Source organism: Hyalangium sp. (assembly GCF_045802625.1).
Classification (GTDB): domain Bacteria; phylum Myxococcota; class Myxococcia; order Myxococcales; family Myxococcaceae; genus Hyalangium.
In genome coordinates, this window is record NZ_JBJMQP010000127.1 from 52,005 (window position 1) to 68,284 (window position 16,280).

Below are 16,280 nucleotides of genomic sequence, written 5' to 3' on the forward strand. Positions count from 1 at the left end.
CTGGGCCCCGGCCATGCCCAACTGTTGGCTCTGGCGCGCTCTGAACCTACCGGGGAGCGGACCTTCTCGTGGGGCTGGAGGTGCGGGGGCGGGGGCGGCCATGCGGACGCTCGATGACGGGGATGTAGCAAGTGCCCTGGTACTGCTGGCCATTCAGCGCTTCACATTCTTCGCTCTCTCGTCGCTCCGGCACCCAACAGCCGCCATTGAGGGCGACCTGCCGCTTGTGAGCGCATCGTCCCTTCGCATCGGGCACCGCCTGCCCGGGCAGAGGCTCGGGCGGCGTGTCCTGGGCCATCGCTTCCTGAGAGAGCGCGCCGGGGGGCTCCTTCATGGAGGTGGTTGCCGCAGCGTCACCCAGTCCCGCTGTTCCTGCGTCCCTCTGGCCGGATTTCATGGCCACTGCTCGTGAGGCGATGGGCTGCTTCACAGGCTCAGCGGAGACGAGCCACCCCACCCACCCTGTCAGCGCCAGCACCATCGCCGCCACCGCGAGCCAGGGCCTCGCACGCTCTCGTGCCGTGGGACGTTCTCGGGAGGCGACGGACCGCGAGGGAGCTCGAGTCGCAGATGGCGCCTCGGCCGGAGGCGGCGCGGGGCTTTTCGGAGCAGCGGGCCTGGCGGCCTGCTCCAGCGCTTCGGCGAACTGCGCCGCAGTGCCGCGCTCCTCGGGGCTCACCGAGAGCATGCGCAGAATCCACTCGCGCAGCCGGGGCTCGATGCGCAGCAGCGCGGCAGGAGGAAGCACGGCGCCCAGGTGCCAGGTGCCGTGCTCATCCTTCCAGGGGTCCGCGAACTCCGGGTACTCGCCGGTGACGAGCTGGCAGGCCGTGACTCCCAGCGCGTACACGTCATCGGCTGGGCCGGCGCAGTAGCGAGCCGCTGGGTCGCGGAAGAAGCGCAGCTCGAACTGGCCCGCCTCCGGGGACCGGTACACTGGAGTCCCCGGGTACACGCCCGGCGGCGTGAGCGTGGCAGCGCCTGCGTGGTGCCCCATGCCGAAATCGAGGAGCATGGCTCGGCCGTCCGAATGCCGCACCAGCACGTTGTCGCCTTTAGCGTCGCGGTGAACGCCTCCCTGTGCGTGCAGGTCCGCGAGCGCGCCCGCGAGCTGGGCCAGCACCCCGAGCACCTGCTCCGGAGAACGCGCGCCCTGCCGAGCCCAGTCGTACAGGGGCACGCCCTCCACCCACTCCATGGCGATGTACGGATAGAGCGTGCCGTCCGGGTGCTGCCAGGCACCAGAGCCCACCAGGCGCGGGACACTCGGGTGGCCCGTGCGGGAGAGCAGCTCCACCTCTCGCGTGAAGCGCGGATCTCCCGCGCGCAGGGCCAGCTTGAGCGCCACGGGAGCAGCGGGCCCCGTGTCCACCGGCACGGCGCGAAAGACGGCGCCATAGACGCCTCGGCCCACCCAGGCCACCACGCGCCAGGGGCCCACCACCGTGCCGGGAGACAGCGACGCGGGGTGCAACGTGGGAGCGGATGCGCTCTGCATGATGGGCCTCGCGGAAGGTGATGGGGACCTCTCTCCTCCCCTGAGCACATCCTACGTCACGAGTAGGCTCGGGTGTCAGGCCTCGCAGGTGAGCCGCCACCGGCGCTCAGCAACCGGTCCCCGCCCGCGCGTCCCCTCCTTCCGGATTCCCTCGCGTCACTCGCCTGATCCGCCGCCTCCTCTGCTCCCGGGCGTGCGGCGGACCCGGGCCCCGAGTCCCCTTGCCCCACATGGGCCGCCAGCGCGGTCTGTTGGCCCAGAGAAGGAAGGGCAAGCACGGAAGGATCTTGCCGTCCGCCTGACGCGTTGGCTCAAGTAGGCTGCTTGCACGGGAAGACGAGGGGCACTCCAGGCGTTGGGGGTTCCCAAAATTCAGGAGGGCAGAGCATGCGCCTCGTAAAGACGGAAGAAGTATCGGGGACGCACCTTCCGCTGCAAGAAGCCTTCGAGCGCCTCCAGGCGCGCCGCTGGGAGCAGGCCCGGACGACCGCCAAGGAGCGCATTGCCCGGCTGGAGCGGCTCAAGGCGAACATCCTCGCCCGGCGCGAGGCGCTCGCCGAGGCCCTCTACGCCGACTTCCGCAAGCCCCAGGCCGAGGCCGAGAGCACCGAGGTGCTCCCCGTGCTCATGGAGCTGGCGCACACGATGAAGCACCTGAAGTCGTGGATGAAGCCACGGCGGATGGACACGCCCCTGCTGCTCACCGGCACCAGCAGCGAGGTCCGCCATGAGCCCAAGGGTGTGGTGCTCGTGGTGGCCCCGTGGAACTACCCGTTCGCGCTGGCCATCGCTCCGCTGATCGCGGCGGTGTCGGCCGGCAACTGCGTGATGCTCAAGCCCAGCGAGAAGACACCGCACACGGCGGCCTTCCTCGAGGAGCTCGTGCGAGACACATTCGAGCCGTCCGAGGTGACGGCCGTGCAGGGCGGCCCCGAGGTGGGCGAGGCGCTGCTGCAGCTCCCGTTTGATCACTTCTTCTTCACCGGCGGCCCGCGCGTGGGCCAGAAGGTGATGACGGCGGCGGCGCGGCACCTCGCGGGCGTGACGCTGGAGCTGGGCGGCAAGTCCCCCGTCGTGGTGGACGAGACCGCGGACGTGAAGGCCGCCGCCGAGCGCGTCATCTGGGGCAAGTTCCTCAACGCGGGTCAGACGTGCATCGCGCCGGACTACGTCTTCGTGCACACCTCCAAGGAGGAGGCATTCCTCACCGCCGCCAAGGAGGCGCTGGAGCGCTTCTACGGGAAGACGGAGGAGGCGCGGCGCGCGAGCCCGGACCTGTGCCGGCTGGTGGATGACGCGGCGTTCGCTCGGGTGCGAGGGCTGCTGGACCGGACGGTGACGGAGGGCCGTGGCCGGGTGGTGGCCGGAGGCGTGGTGGACGCGGACAGCCGCTACATCTCGCCCACGGTGCTGGCGGACGTCACGGCGGAAGCGCCGGTGATGCAGGAGGAGATCTTCGGCCCGGTGCTCCCCGTGCTGCGCTACGAGCAGCTCGAGACGGTGGTGGACACCATCCGCGCCAGTGGCAAGCCGCTGGCCATGTACATCTTCAGCCAGAGCGAGGAGTCCGTGGAGCGGCTGCTGCGGCAGACCTCCGCGGGCGGGACGGTGGTGAACAACGTGGTGCTCCACTTCGCGAACCCGGGCCTGCCCTTTGGCGGCGTGGGGCAGAGCGGGCTGGGGGCGTACCACGGCGAGGCGGGCTTCCGGGAGCTCACCCATGCGCGAGCGGTGATGCGGCAGGGGCGCGCTTCCCTGGCGCACCTCTTCTTCCCGCCGTACACCGGCAAGGCGAAGCAGATCGCCCGGCTCGCCAGCCGCCTCTTCGAATGAGCGCCTCCGTGCTGACCATTGATCCCCACCCCTCGCTGGACGCCCTGGCCTTCACCACCACCTTCCCCGGGCCGCTGTCTTCCCTGCCCTCCCCCGAGTGGCTCACCGCGCTCCTGAAGCTGGACGCCCCCGCGCCCCTCACGAGCGATGACACCGTGCGCGGCGCCGTGAGAGATCTGCTGCGCCACGGCGGCTACAAGCCCACCGGCCGAGGCAAGCCCGCCTCGGAGTACCTGGTGCGCGCGGCGGGAGAGGGCTCGCTCGGCTCCATCAACGCCGCGGTGGACGCCTGCAATGCCGTGTCGCTCCACAGCGGCCTGCCCATCAGCGTGGTGGATCTGGATCGCGCCCAGGCGCCCTTCCGGCTCGGCATCGCCCCGGCGGGCTCGCAGTACGTGTTCAACGCCTCGGGACAGACCATTGATCTGGACGGGCTGCTGTGCCTCTTCGACGCGGACGGCCCCTGCGCCAACGCGGTGAAGGACGCCCAGCGCACGAAGACGAACGCGGACACCCGCCGCACCCTCACCGTGCTCTGGGGCGCCAAGGAGTTGGGGGACCGGACCGCGCGCGCCTTCACGTGGTACCGCGAGCTGCTCGAGCGCCTGGGCGCCACCGTGGAGCGCAAGCCCTGAGCACGCCGGACATGGTGACGCCCGAGGCTACAGCCCCAGCTTGGCTCGAAGCGTGGCGACCACCTCGTCTGGCTCCGGCGTCACATCCACCTGCAGCGCATCCGCGGGCACCTCCAGCGTGACGAGCTGGCTGTCGAGCAGGCTCAGCGGCATGAAGTGGCCCACGCGCTTCGCCAGCCGCTCGGCGATCACTGCCGGGGGCGCCCACAAGAACACCCACCGCTGTCGCGCAGGGTCCACCGTGAGCATCACCCGGTAGCTCTGCTTCAGCGCCGAGCACGCCAGCACCGTGTCCTCCCCTCGCGCCAGCGCGTCGGTGATCCGCTCGCGCAGCCGCTGCAGCCAGGGCAGCCGGTCTTCGTCCGTGAGCGGCGTGCCCGCGGCCATCTTCGCCACGTTCGCCGGAGGGTGGAAGTCATCCCCCTCCAGGAAGCGCCACCCGAGCGCCCCAGCCAGCCGCTTGCCCAGGGTCGTCTTCCCCGCCCCGGACACTCCCATGAGGATGATCACCACGCGCCACGCTCCCCAAGCCTGCGTCGTCTTCACCCATGGTGCGGCACTTCCCTCCCCGCCGCTACCCCCAAGGGCATCCACCGTTCACCCGCCCTCTGGGGTCCTCCGTGAAAGTCGGACCTGCCGGATACGATTCTGTCCGTCGCCGCGAGGAACTCGCGGCGTTGTGAGGGGTCAAACTCGTGGCAGACATCCCGAATGGCGGACAGCTCGAAGTCAAAGGCTCGGGCGCCAAGCCGTACATCCTGAAGAACTCCGGCGGCGTGTACTCGTGCTCGTGCCCCGCGTGGCGCAACCAGTCCGAGCCCATCGAGCGCCGCACCTGCAAGCACCTGCGCAAGATCCGCGGCGACGAGGCCGAGGACGCCCGGATCGGCGCGGCGGCCTCCCGCGCGGCGGCCAGCGCTCCCAACCGCGCCACCAACCGGGTCGCCACCCAGCGCGCCAGCTCCGCCTCGGCCGAGGGCAAGGCCCCGCCGGTGCTGCTGGCCCACTCGTGGGAGAACGACACGGATCTCACCGGCTGGTGGATGAGCGAGAAGCTCGACGGCGTGCGCGCCTATTGGGACGGGGAGCGGTTCCTCTCGCGCCAGGGCAACCCCTTCTACGCGCCGGCCTGGTTCACCGAGAAGCTGCCGGACTTCCCGCTCGATGGAGAGCTGTTCGGCGGCCGCAAGAAGTTCCAGCGCACGGTGAGCATCGTCCGGCGGCAGGACCAGAGCGATGACTGGAAGGAGCTGGCCTTCGTCATCTTCGACGCGCCCGCGCTGGATGCCCCCTTCGAGGACCGCATCGCCCACGTGCAGCGGTACGTGGAGGACGTGGCGCCCCCTTACGCCGAGTGGCTCGAGCACCAGCCCTGTCAGGGCGTGAAGCACCTGCGCGAGGAGCTGGCGCGCGTGGAAGGGCTCGGAGGCGAGGGGCTGATGCTGCGTCAACCCGGCTCGCGCTATGAGGTGGGCCGCTCGTACACGCTCTTGAAGGTGAAGAGCTTCCATGATGACGAGGCGCGCGTCATTGGCCACCAGGCCGGCGCGGGCCGGCACAAGGGCCGGCTGGGCGCGCTCGAGGTGGAGCTGCGCAACGGCACTCGCTTCTCGGTGGGCACCGGCCTGTCCGACGCCGAGCGCGGGAACCCGCCGCCCCTGGGCAGCATCATCACCTTCCGCTACCAGGAGCTCTCCAACGACGGCGTGCCCCGCTTCCCCTCCTATGTGGGCGTGCGCATCGACGCGGAGCCGTGGGAGCCCACCGGCCGGCGCAAGCGCGCATGACGCGCGGAGCCACGGGCTGCACGGCCCTTGCGATATGGAAGAAATGACGGCCCTCGATTGAACGAAATGGAGTCTCACCTCCGGTGACGGGGTGAGTCTGTCCGCCACGCGGCATTGCAACGCCGCGAATCCGCGTGGGGTGGGAAGCCCCATTCTCCCGGCGAAGGCGTTTCGTGTTTCCGGGGACAGCGCACACGTCTTGCAGGGCACCGGGTAACCCCTAATTTCCAGGTTCCCAGACATGCGCTGCGAGCTCTGCCTCTCCGAACATGCCGACGATGTGCTGTGCGGAAACGTGCACTGGAGCCAGTCGGCCATCACTCCCGTGAGCCCGGCCCAGGATCGTCCCCAGCCTCCCCCCACGCCACCCATGCCCCAGAAGGAGGCGGAGGCCTCGTTGGATCTGATCGGCAAGACGCTGGGGCACTACCGCGTGGTGCGGCGGCTGGGCTCGGGCGGCATGGGCACCGTGTACCAGGCGGAGCAGACGCGCATTGGCGCGCGGGTGGCGCTCAAGGTGCTGCACCCGCACCTGAGCCAGGATGCGGGGCTGCGCGCGCGCTTCTACGCCGAGGCGAAGACGGTGAACGTGGTGGGCCACCCCAACATCGTCCGCATCTTCGACATCAACGAGGCGCCCGGCGGCCTGCACTACTTCGTCATGGAGTACCTGGAGGGCCAGCCGCTGTCGCAGCTGCCGCGGCCACTGGAGCCGGGCCTGCTCACGCACCTGCTGGCGCAGACGTGCGAGGCGCTCGAGGCCGCGCACGACGCCGGGGTGGTGCACCGGGACTTGAAGCCAGACAACCTCTTCGTGGTGCGGCGCGAGGGCTCGCTGCCCTCGTTGAAGGTGCTGGACTTCGGGGTGGCCAAGGCGCGCGCCCCGCTCAACCAGCCGCGGCTCACGGCGGTGGGCATGGTGCTGGGCACGCCGGCGTACATGGCTCCGGAGCAGTGGACGGGGCAGCCGGTGGACGGGCGCGCGGACATCTACGCGCTGGGGGTGACGGCCTACCTGATGGCCACCGGGCGGCTGCCCTATCCGCGCGGCCAGGTGGCGGAGATCGTCCTGTCTCCCACGGCGCCCGGGCCGGTGCCGCCGCACGTGCTCAACCCGCGCATCCCCCTGGGGCTCTCGGAGGCGATTCTGCGCGCGCTGGCGAGGCGGCCCTCGGAGCGCTTCTCGCATGCGCTCGAGTTCAAGCAAGCCCTGGAGATGGCCATGAGCGCCTCGGAGAAGGCCTGTCCCACGCCCGCGCGCCTCTCCGAGCCGGTGCGCGCGCGCACGCCGTTGCCCTCCCCCACCGTGTCGCTGCGCGTGCCTCGGGCGCACCTGCCGCGAGCCAGCGCCCTGCAGCCGCAGACGTGGGAGGCCCGGGTGCGCCGCCGCAACGGAGCGGGCGAGGTGGCGGTGCAGTGCACCGAGCTGAGCCGCGGGGGCCTCTTCATGTGCTGCTCGGAGCCCTTCCCCCAGCTCTTCACCCAGCTGGCCTTCACGCTGATGCTGGACGGAGAGCCCGTGGAGTGCGTGGGCGAGGTGGTCCGGCACGTGGAGTCGGCGCAGGCGCGCACCTGGGGCATGTCGCCCGGCGTGGCCCTGCAGTTCATCAACCCCTCGGCCCAGCTCCGCGAGCACCTGCGCAAGCTGCGCCCCGCACGCGCGATTCCGGCCACGCCCACTCCCGTGGTGGCCCAGGACTGCGTCATCGCCTAGCCCCGGGCACTGTCGGCTGCCGTCCAGGCCCCACGGGTAAACGTCTCCTGGTCAACTTGGGGGGTTTCACTCCAGGTTTCAGTCCACCCAGCGGCCATGGAGGTCTCTGTAGTGTGAGTGGCTCCATGGAACGCAGGAAGCGCAAAGCGAACGCGGCGAGGCTGTGGGCCGCTGGCCTTTGCGGAATCTGGCTGCTGGGGTGGGGAGCGTTGATCGGCGCGTGCCGGGATTCCGTTGGGACAGCGCTCTACGTCACCATCGAGTTCCCTCCCTCGGTGCGGATGGATCAGCTCCTGGTCTCGGGGATGGTGGCGGACAGTGGCATTGGTCCTCAGGCGGTGCCGGAGCAGCCCGAGCGGCTGCTCTCCAACGGGGACACCTTCCGGGTGCTGTTGCCCTCGGTGCCGGACAAGTCGGAGGCGACGCTGAACGTGGAGGGCCTGCACGAGGGCACGCGGGTGGCGTTCGGCACGAGCGTCGTCGACGTCCTCCAGGGCAAGGAGGTGGACATCACCGTGCAGTTGGAGCCCACGCCCACCCCGGACGGTGGCGTGCCGGATGGGGGGACGCCGGATGCGGGGTTCTGCCCCGACTGCGCGAACGGCTGCTGCCTGGGCGGCGTCTGCACCACGTCCACCTTCAACACCTGTGGCAGCGGAGGCGTCTCGTGCGTGATGTGCGAGCCGCGCCTCTCGAACAACTGCGCGGCCGCGGGCTTCTGCGCCTGTGGGCAGGGGGCCGCGTGTGATTCGCGCACCGCGGACCAGTGCATGAATGGCCAGTGCAAGTGTGGCAACTCGGGGCCGTGCGGCTTTGGCCAGGAGTGCGTGTCGGGCCAGTGCAAGTGCACTCCCAGCTCGTGTAGCGGGTGCTGCACCTTCAATGTCTGCGCGCCGGGCAACAGCTCGAATGCGTGTGGACGGAACGGCGCGGCGTGCGTGGGCTGCGGCAAGAAGATGTGCAGCGCCACGGGCACCTGCATCTGAGCCATGGCGGTCCGCCGAGCCTCAGCCCGGGCAGCACGCACGGAGCAGGCGCTGCCGGGGCGCCGGGCCCGGGGGTGGGGCAAGGCGCGGATCTACGCGGTGGGCCACTCGACCCGGAGCGCGGAGGAGCTGGTGGAGCTGCTGCGGGCGCACGGCGTGAGGACGCTCGCTGACATCCGCACGGTGCCGCGCTCGCGCACCAACCCGCAGTTCAACCGGGACACGTTGCCACGGACGCTCAAGGCGGCGGGCCTGGGCTACGTGCACCTGCCACGGCTGGGAGGGCTGAGGCGCCCGCGCCCGGACTCACCCAACGGGGCGTGGCGCAACACCAGCTTCCGAGGCTACGCGGACTACATGCTGACGGAGGACTTCGCGCAGGGGCTGGAGGAGCTGCGCCTGCTCGCGGAGAAAGGGCCGGTGGCCCTCATGTGCGCGGAGTCCCTGCGCTGGCGCTGCCACCGCAGCCTCGTGGCGGATGCGCTGTTCGCGCGGGGCGTGCAGGCGCTGCACATCACCAGCCGCGTCCGCGCCGAGCCCCACCGGCTCACCCCCTTCGCCGAGCTTCACGGCCGGCAGGTGCTCTACCCCGCCCGGGCAGAGGAGAAGCCTCCCCACGTCACCTCGCCGCAGTCCTGATTTGATAGTGTCCGTGTTTCCGCGCTTCCGGGAGTGCGCGCATGCGGCTTCTCCGAGGGCTGATCGTGTTGTGCTGGGGGCTGGTGGGGTGTGCCAGTGGCCCCGGGCCTGCGGGCGAGCCCGCCAACTATGGCCTTAAGGACGGCCTAGTCTGGGTGCGCGGGCCGTGGGAGGCCATCAAACCCTCGCGGGATCCCGACGAGGTGATTGACCAGCTCTGCCCCGCCGTCATGGAGCTGCCCGGCGCGCGGTTCGGTGACTATGGCCGGGAGTATTGCGGCCTCGTGTACTCGCTGGGGGACGGCACTTACTACGCCAGCTACCCTTCTCCCCTCGCGAATCCCAAGCCAAGACGCTCTTCCCGCGACAAAGCCTGCTACGTGCCACAACTCGTGGTGGATCAGCGAGGCGCACCGGCGCCCCTCGCGGACTACCACGGCCACCCCTGGTCACCCTCGTCCATGCTCGACAGCAAGGAAGACCTGCTCGGCGCTACCCAGGTGTTTTCCATTCGCATCCAGTTCGACAAAGTCTGCCACCTCCAGAAGTTGATCCCCTACCTGAAGGAGGATCGCCCGGGCGAGCTGTACGAGCGTCGCGGAAAGAGCTGGAAGCTCATCGGTCTCATCAAGCCTGAAAACAAAGCCAGCGGACGGGTCACCCCTGTCAACGAATGAACCGCTCTGAAGCGGCCTGTGGCCTCGGCCCTCGTCGCTCCTCCCGAGGAACGTCATGAAGCATCCACTGCTGTTGGTGCTCTGCGCCCTGCTCCCCGCTTGCGCGCTCTTCCAGCGCCCTCCTCATCCCGTCTATGCCCCACCGCAAGAAGCCGCGAGCGTCACGTTCCCCATGGAGCCTCTCAACCTCGAAGGGAGCGTGGCCGTCACGGGCACCCTCTTCGTGGCCATGCAGCTCGCCATGGAGGACTTCCTGCCCTGGGACCTCCAACCACCCAAGGATGCATCGCCTCGTGATGCGTGCCTCTACAAGCGCGAGTCGTACGACATGAGCGCCGCGCCTGGATTTGGAGGTCTTGTCTTCGTGCAGATTTGGGCACGCCCTGGAGTGTGTGAGATGGGAATGGGCCCTGTGCTTGACGCAGGGGCCTACTACGCCATTGACGCGTTACAGTGGCGCATCGTCGCAGTGCGGCATTAGTCCGCTCACCCATCCACGGTGAAGCGGCAGCGCTCGCGCTCCGCGGCGATGGCCCGCGAATCATCCTCCAAATCATCCTCCAGGGGGACCCGGCGGGACACCATGTCCTGAGCCTCCCAGGCGTAGCGCTCGCCGTTGAGCCACACGTGCCCCTCGGACACCAGGCGCGTGGCCTCCAGCAGCGGCACGTGCGCCATGTCTCGCATCAGCGCCTCGAAGCGCCCCTGGCGAGTTGGCTCCGCGTAGCGGAAGCGGGCGCGGGCCACCACCGCCAGGTGGAACCACATGGGCCTGAAGGCCACTCCCGCCAGCTTCAGCCGTTCCGCCATGAGCATGAGCATCTCCCCGGCTTCGCGAGACAGCCCCAATCCTGGCACCTCCTGGCCCGGGAGTTGGGGCCGCACGGCGCTGAAGCGCGCCCGAGGGTGACGCAAGGTGAGCCAGTTGACGAAGAGGTAATCCTCCGGGCCGATGCGCCGGCGCTCCAGGACGCAGTCCACCAGCAGGTGCTCCCGGCCGTCCGCCATGCCCAACAGTTGGGCACGATCGCCCACGCCCGTGGGGCCCACCTCCAACCGGAGCGGGTGGTAGCCCAGCCGCTCCAGGTGCGACAGCACGCCGTAGCGGAACAAGGCGTGCTCGAGGAAGTGCACGGTGTAGAAGCCGAGCACCCGCGGCTCATGGGGCAGCGTATGTCCCAGGGAGCCCTCGAGATCCTCCAGGGTGATGGGCTCCCAGTCCGGCAGCGGCTCTCGCGCCAGCATCCGCGAGAAATGCTGGAACCGGGCGCTCAGCGGATCAAACCGTTGGTGGATGGTCCGGTGCCCGCGGCCGCTCAGCACCAGCACCGAGCCGGCGAACACCTTCCAGGACTCCTCGTGGTACCCACCGCCGGGCAGCCACACGCTCGGGAGTCCTCGGAGCGCCCGCGCCACGGCAAAATCCCTTCTGCGCACGCCCTCCAGCGAGAGGCCCAGGCGGCCGAAGCGGTCTCCGCCCAGCACGTCTCCTCCGGCGAGGACGAAGGCCAGCCGCGCGCGGGGCATGCGGCCCAGCAACGCCTCCAGCTTCGCGAGGTACTCCGCATCACCCGAGCCCACCGGCAGCACCACCTCGTCCACGCCGGCAATGGCGCCCCAGTCGCTCGCGGAGAGAGAGCCGATCCACACCTTCGGATCGCCCGCGAGGCACGCGGCGGTGCCGTCCGGTGGGTGCGCGTCCAGATCCACCACCACCGTGCTCCCATCGAAGCCCTCGGCGCGCAGGGAGGCGAGCGCCACGGCGATGTCATTCAGGGCGCAGAAGCCACCGCCATGGTTCGGCGCGGCGTGGTGGAAGCCACCGGCCAGGTTGGCCACGGGGCCTCGGCGCGCGAGCGCCATCCGGGCCGCCTCCACCGTGCCGCCACAGATGCGGCGCAGCGAGTCCAGCAGCGTGTCCACCGGCACCTCCGAGGGGTCCACGGCGAAGATGCGCGCCAGGGTCTCCGGGTGCCCCAGGGACTCCAGGTAGGCCCCGTCATGCACTCGGGCGAGCTGCGCGTACGAGACGGGCCGCGGGCGGTGCACCTCCTCGGCGCGCACCACGCCCGTCTCCAGCAGGTACCAGGTGGTGAAGTCCACCAGGCGCGGCTCGAGGCCCGTGGAGAGCTCGAGGCCGTAGAACGGCAGGCGGTAGGACTCGTCGTAGAACACGGGCACCCGAGCCCGGTTCGGGCGCAGCCGCGCGTTCCATTCCTCCAGCCACGCTCTCATCCGCGGGGGAACCCTACGCCCGGCGGCCTCCAGGCGGGTGGATTTTCCACGGGTTCTATGGTGAGCAGCGGGACCGCCCGCCCATGACGACCGCTCAAGCCCTCCGCACTCCCAACCGCGCCGCCTTCGCCTTCATCTTCGTCACCGTCATGCTCGACATGCTGGCGCTCGGCATCATGGTGCCGGTGCTGCCCAAGCTGATCATCGCGTTCGAGGGCGGCGACCGGGCGGGCGCGGCCTCCGTCACCGGCCTGTTCGGCTTCACCTGGGCGGCCATGCAGTTCGTGTTCTCGCCGGTGCTCGGCACCTTGTCGGACCGCTTCGGGCGGCGGCTGGTCATCCTGCTGTCCAACTTCGGCCTCGGGCTGGACTACGTGCTGATGGCGCTCGCGCCGTCGCTGGGGTGGTTGTTCGCCGGCCGGTTGATCTCCGGAATCACCGCGGCGAGCTTCTCCACCGCGAGCGCCTATATCGCCGACGTCACTCCCGCCGAGCAGCGCGCCGCGCGGTTCGGCATGCTGGGCGCGGCCTTCGGGCTGGGCTTCATCGTGGGCCCGGCAGTGGGCGGCCTCCTGGGGGACATCAGCCTGCGCTTGCCGTTCTGGGCCGCCGCGGGGCTGAGCCTGGTGAACGCGGCCTATGGCTTCTTCATCCTGCCGGAGTCCCTGCCGCCCGAGCGCCGCACGGAGTTCGCCTGGCGCCGGGCCAACCCGCTGGGCTCGATGAAGCTGCTGCGCTCGCATGGGGAGCTGCTCGGCCTGGCCGCGGCGACCTTCCTGTATTCCCTGGCGCACGAGTCCCTGCCGAGCATGTTCGTGCTCTACACCGACTACCGCTACGGCTGGAGCGAGCGCATGGTGGGGCTCACCCTGGCGGCGGTCGGCGTGTGCTCGACGATTGTCTCGGCGGCGCTCGTGGGCCCGGCGGTGGCGCGGCTCGGAGAGCGGCGGGCCTTGCTCGTGGGGTTGTTCTTTGGCGCGCTGGCGTTCCTGGTCTACGCCCTGGCGCCCACGGGCAGGCTCTTCCTGGTAGGCATCCCGTTCGGCGCGCTGCTGGGGCTGGCGGGCCCTGCGATGCAGGCCCTGATGACGCGCCGGGTGGAGGCTTCCCACCAGGGTCAGCTCCAGGGCGCGCTGAGCAGCCTGCGCGGCATCACCGGGATGATGGGCCCCGTGCTGTTCACGCAGATCTTCGCCGTGGCCATCCGCGACACCAGCCTGCCGCACCTGCCCGGCGCTCCGTACCTGCTGGCGGGGGCGTTGATGGCGGGAGGGCTGTTCCTGTCGTGGCGCGTCGCGCGTGCCGAGCCGGCGAGCGCCCCCCTCCCGGAGCAGGCGCCGGAATAAGCGCTGATGGCGGGCAACGTGGGGCGGCTAACGAGTAGGCACCCGCGAGTCCGAGGGGCGGTGGACCTCCTCCAGCGCCTCCGTGACGGCCTCCATCTCCGCGCCGAGCTGCTCCACGCTCTCGCGAAGGCCCGCGCCCGCCACATCCGCGGAGGCCGAGTCAACGGTGCGCGCTCGCAGCACCTGCGTGTAGAGGTTCTCCAGCGTGTAGTAGAGCCGCGTGTGCTCGGCCTCCAGCCGTGAGGCGGCGGTGGCCAGCTCGGCTCGCTGGCGCCGCTGCTCCTCCAGCACCTTGAGCGCCGAGGAGAGGCGATCCTTCACCACCGCGTCCTTCTCCGCCTCCACGCGAGCGGCCAGCGCCGCGTGCTCGTCCGCCAGCCGGCGCTCGTCCTCGGGCGTGGACAGGGCGCGCAGCTCGCGCTCTCGCCGGGCCAGCTCGTGACAGCTCTTGCGCAGCGCCTCCACCGTCTGCTCGGGCGAGTGGACCACCTCGCGCAGCACCGCGGACCCCGCGCGCAGCTCAGCGAGCAGCTTGTCGCACAGCGTGTCCACCCGAGCCATCCGCGAATCCGCCTCGGGCGCCGCCTCGCGAGGCTCCGGGAGCGACGGGGCCTGGCGCTCACCGGACATCTGCCGCGGCGGGGTGCTGCGTGGCATCAAATGGCGGGCCGCCTGCTGGCCGAACACGAAGACTCCGATGAAGACGAGCCACCACATGTGCGGCATCCGCCAGGCGATCATCAACGTCACCAGCGCGCCGAGGGCGTAGAGGATGCCTAGCAGTGGGTTGCGCTCGGCCTGCTCACGAGCCCGATGCTCGGCCCGCCGGAGTTTCCTCTCCGCATGCTTGGCCTCGTGCCTCGCCTGCTTGCGCCAGCGCCTCTCCCAACGGCGGCGCTCCTGCCGATCAGGCAGGCGCCCCATCTCCCGCACCCACGCTTCCATCGCCTGGTCCTGGCGTTCCTGGCCCTCGGCCAACGCCTCCTCCAGCCGGCGCAGGCGGTCCTGGAGCGGAGCGATGGGAGGGACAGGAGGCTTGGGCGGATCAGGGAGCACGGAGTGAGGCTAACCACTTCTCCGTGTGCTCGGGGAAGAGGCTTCCTCGCTCTCTTCGGAAGTGCGCTCGAAAAAGCACGGCGTGGGCCAGGGTGCCCCGAAGCCACCCCAGCCCACGCCGCGTCACGCATTTCATTTAAGGAGACAGCCTGCGACCGTAGGCCGAGGGGGAAAGACCCGGCCCACGATCGCCTCGAGACTGTTGACCTGGAATCCCGAGACGCCGGGGCGGCCACCTCCAGCGCTGTCAGCCTGTAAAGCACTCGGCATGCCAGAGCCCACGCTGGGCCGCCGAGTACCGCAAGTCCTCAGATTCCCAGGAGAATCAGCGACGGGCACCTCGCGGCGGGCGGCTCGTTCGCGACAGCCCCGGTGATACCGTCTCGCCTGCTGGACGGTCGAGTCCACGGCTGTGGATGGTGATTGCTGGCAGCGAGCACTCCGGCTGATGAGCGGAGGGAGCAAGCCCGGAGCGGGAGGCGCGGAGGGGAGGCGCCCGGAGCCGAATTGCGTTAGGGAGGAGCCCTCTTGCCCGCCGGGGTCGCCGCACGCATGAGCCACCCAGCCTCGTCTCGACGCTTCCAGGTCTTCAGCTACGCCGCGCTCGCCTACACGCTGGCGGTGGTGCTGTGGGGCGCCTTCGTGCGCGCCACGGGCTCGGGCGCGGGGTGTGGAGACCACTGGCCGCAGTGCAACGGGGTGGTCATCCCGCGCGAGCCCACGGTGGCGACGATCATCGAGTACACGCACCGGCTGACGAGCGGCCTGGCCACGGTGCTGGCCGTGGCGCTGTGCGTGTGGGGCCTGCGAGCGCACGCGAAGGGGCACCCGGTGCGGCGCGCGGCGGTGCTGCAGCTGGTCTTCATGCTGACGGAGGGGGCGGTGGGCGCGGGCCTGGTGCTGCTCCAGTACGTGGCGCACAACCCGTCCCTCGCGCGAGCGTTCTGGATGGCGGCGCACCTGATCAACACGTTCCTGCTCATCGGCGCGCAGACGTTGACGGCGTGGTACTCGGGAGGGCGCTCGCGGGTGGCGTTGCGAGGCCAGGGGCTGGCGGGAGCGCTGGTGGGCGCAGGGCTGACGGCGTTGACGCTGCTGGGAGTCACGGGGGCCATCGCTGCGCTGGGGGACACGCTGTTTCCAGCGGCGAGCCTGACGGAAGGCTTCCAGCAGGATGTGTCCGAGACAGCGCACGTGCTGCTGCGGCTGCGCGTGCTGCACCCGCTGCTGGCCATCGGCGTGGGGGCGTTGGTGGTGGCACTCGCCAACCTGCTTGCCCGGCTGCGGCCCGCGGCGGCGGTGAAGCGCGGGGCGATGCTGCTGGGAGTCCTCTACGCGGTGCAGCTGGGCGCGGGCGTCACAAACCTGGTGTTGCTTGCTCCTGTATGGATGCAGCTCATCCACCTGCTGCTGGCGGATCTGGTGTGGATCTCACTGGTGAGGCTCAGCGCGGCGGGGCTCGCGGAAGACGCCCCGAGGGCGGAGCTGCGCACGAGCCCGGAGCGAACGGCCTCCGCCCCGGGCTCACGCATGGGCTGACGGAACAGAAGCCAGCGCCTGAGCCTTACTGCCCCTGGGACACACGCAACCCACGGGGCACCACGAGCCGCTCGATGAGCTCGAACACCGCGCTGACGACGAGCGCCAGCAGCGCGGCGGGCACGGCGCCCTCCAGGATGAGCCCCGTGTCGTCCAGGCGGATGCCGGTGAGAATGGGCTGCCCGTAGCCACCGGCTCCAATCAGCGCACCCAGCGTCGCCGTGCCCACGTTGATCACCGCGGCGGTCTGGATGCCGGCGAGGATGGAGGGCGCGGCCAGTGGCAGCTCGATGCGCCACAGCCGCGCGCCGGGCGGCAGGCCCAGGGCCTCGGCG

15 protein-coding genes are annotated in these 16,280 nt (G+C 70.4%); 10 read left to right on the forward strand and 5 right to left on the reverse strand.

All coding sequences use genetic code 11. The features are described from left to right. Positions 1-46 precede the first annotated feature (46 nt). Entirely contained in the window at positions 47-1,498 is a 1,452-nt protein-coding gene (locus tag ACJ8AT_RS24065; RefSeq protein WP_407740172.1) for a serine/threonine-protein kinase, read from the reverse strand. Between the two features lie 387 nt (positions 1,499-1,885). Between ACJ8AT_RS24065 and ACJ8AT_RS24070 the strand changes: the two genes are divergently transcribed. Beyond that, positions 1,886-3,331: an aldehyde dehydrogenase family protein gene (locus ACJ8AT_RS24070; RefSeq protein WP_407740173.1), complete on the forward strand. Its 1,446-nt coding sequence runs from the start codon at positions 1,886-1,888 to the stop codon at positions 3,329-3,331. 8 nt (positions 3,332-3,339) lie between these two features. Beyond that, on the forward strand, positions 3,340-3,966 hold the full coding sequence (locus tag ACJ8AT_RS24075) for a phenylalanine--tRNA ligase beta subunit-related protein (protein WP_407740189.1): 627 nt from the start codon (positions 3,340-3,342) through the stop codon (positions 3,964-3,966). Between the two features lie 27 nt (positions 3,967-3,993). Here the strand turns inward: ACJ8AT_RS24075 and ACJ8AT_RS24080 are convergent, their stop codons facing one another. After that, entirely contained in the window at positions 3,994-4,479 is a 486-nt protein-coding gene (locus ACJ8AT_RS24080) for a gluconokinase (RefSeq protein ID WP_407740174.1), read from the reverse strand. Between the two features lie 182 nt (positions 4,480-4,661). On the opposite strand from ACJ8AT_RS24080, the gene ACJ8AT_RS24085 reads away from it, so the two are divergent. From ACJ8AT_RS24085 to ACJ8AT_RS24110, 6 genes are all read left to right on the forward strand, one after another. Further along, positions 4,662-5,753 (forward strand): DNA ligase, encoded by a 1,092-nt coding sequence (locus ACJ8AT_RS24085; RefSeq protein WP_407740175.1) that lies wholly within the window; start codon positions 4,662-4,664, stop codon positions 5,751-5,753. A gap of 241 nt (positions 5,754-5,994) precedes the next feature. Beyond that, positions 5,995-7,467: a serine/threonine-protein kinase gene (locus ACJ8AT_RS24090; protein ID WP_407740176.1), complete on the forward strand. Its 1,473-nt coding sequence runs from the start codon at positions 5,995-5,997 to the stop codon at positions 7,465-7,467. A 125-nt stretch (positions 7,468-7,592) separates the two neighbouring features. Continuing rightward, complete coding sequence (locus tag ACJ8AT_RS24095) at positions 7,593-8,453, forward strand: hypothetical protein (protein WP_407740177.1); 861 nt, start codon at positions 7,593-7,595, stop codon at positions 8,451-8,453. Between the two features lie 3 nt (positions 8,454-8,456). After that, a complete protein-coding gene (locus ACJ8AT_RS24100) occupies positions 8,457-9,092 on the forward strand; it encodes a DUF488 family protein (protein WP_407740178.1) in 636 nt (211 codons plus the stop codon). A 41-nt stretch (positions 9,093-9,133) separates the two neighbouring features. Beyond that, positions 9,134-9,769, forward strand: a complete 636-nt coding sequence (locus ACJ8AT_RS24105; protein WP_407740179.1) for a hypothetical protein — start codon at positions 9,134-9,136, stop codon at positions 9,767-9,769. Positions 9,770-9,824: 55 nt separating this feature from the next. Next, positions 9,825-10,250 (forward strand): hypothetical protein, encoded by a 426-nt coding sequence (locus ACJ8AT_RS24110; protein WP_407740180.1) that lies wholly within the window; start codon positions 9,825-9,827, stop codon positions 10,248-10,250. Between the two features lie 5 nt (positions 10,251-10,255). Here the strand turns inward: ACJ8AT_RS24110 and ACJ8AT_RS24115 are convergent, their stop codons facing one another. After that, positions 10,256-12,004, reverse strand: coding sequence for a histone deacetylase (locus tag ACJ8AT_RS24115; protein WP_407740181.1), 1,749 nt, complete (start codon positions 12,002-12,004; stop codon positions 10,256-10,258). A gap of 83 nt (positions 12,005-12,087) precedes the next feature. Here ACJ8AT_RS24115 and ACJ8AT_RS24120 point away from each other — a divergent pair, with 83 nt between their 5' ends. After that, positions 12,088-13,350, forward strand: coding sequence for a TCR/Tet family MFS transporter (locus ACJ8AT_RS24120; protein WP_407740182.1), 1,263 nt, complete (start codon positions 12,088-12,090; stop codon positions 13,348-13,350). Positions 13,351-13,377: 27 nt separating this feature from the next. Here ACJ8AT_RS24120 and ACJ8AT_RS24125 read toward each other — a convergent pair whose 3' ends face one another. Next, on the reverse strand, positions 13,378-14,406 hold the full coding sequence (locus ACJ8AT_RS24125) for a hypothetical protein (RefSeq protein ID WP_407740183.1): 1,029 nt from the start codon (positions 14,404-14,406) through the stop codon (positions 13,378-13,380). Positions 14,407-14,958: 552 nt separating this feature from the next. Between ACJ8AT_RS24125 and ACJ8AT_RS24130 the strand changes: the two genes are divergently transcribed. Beyond that, positions 14,959-15,945, forward strand: a complete 987-nt coding sequence (locus ACJ8AT_RS24130) for a COX15/CtaA family protein (RefSeq protein ID WP_407740184.1) — start codon at positions 14,959-14,961, stop codon at positions 15,943-15,945. Positions 15,946-15,970: 25 nt separating this feature from the next. Here ACJ8AT_RS24130 and ACJ8AT_RS24135 read toward each other — a convergent pair. Then, the coding region (locus ACJ8AT_RS24135; protein WP_407740185.1) for an ABC transporter permease at positions 15,971-16,280 on the reverse strand (310 nt) is incomplete at its 5' end.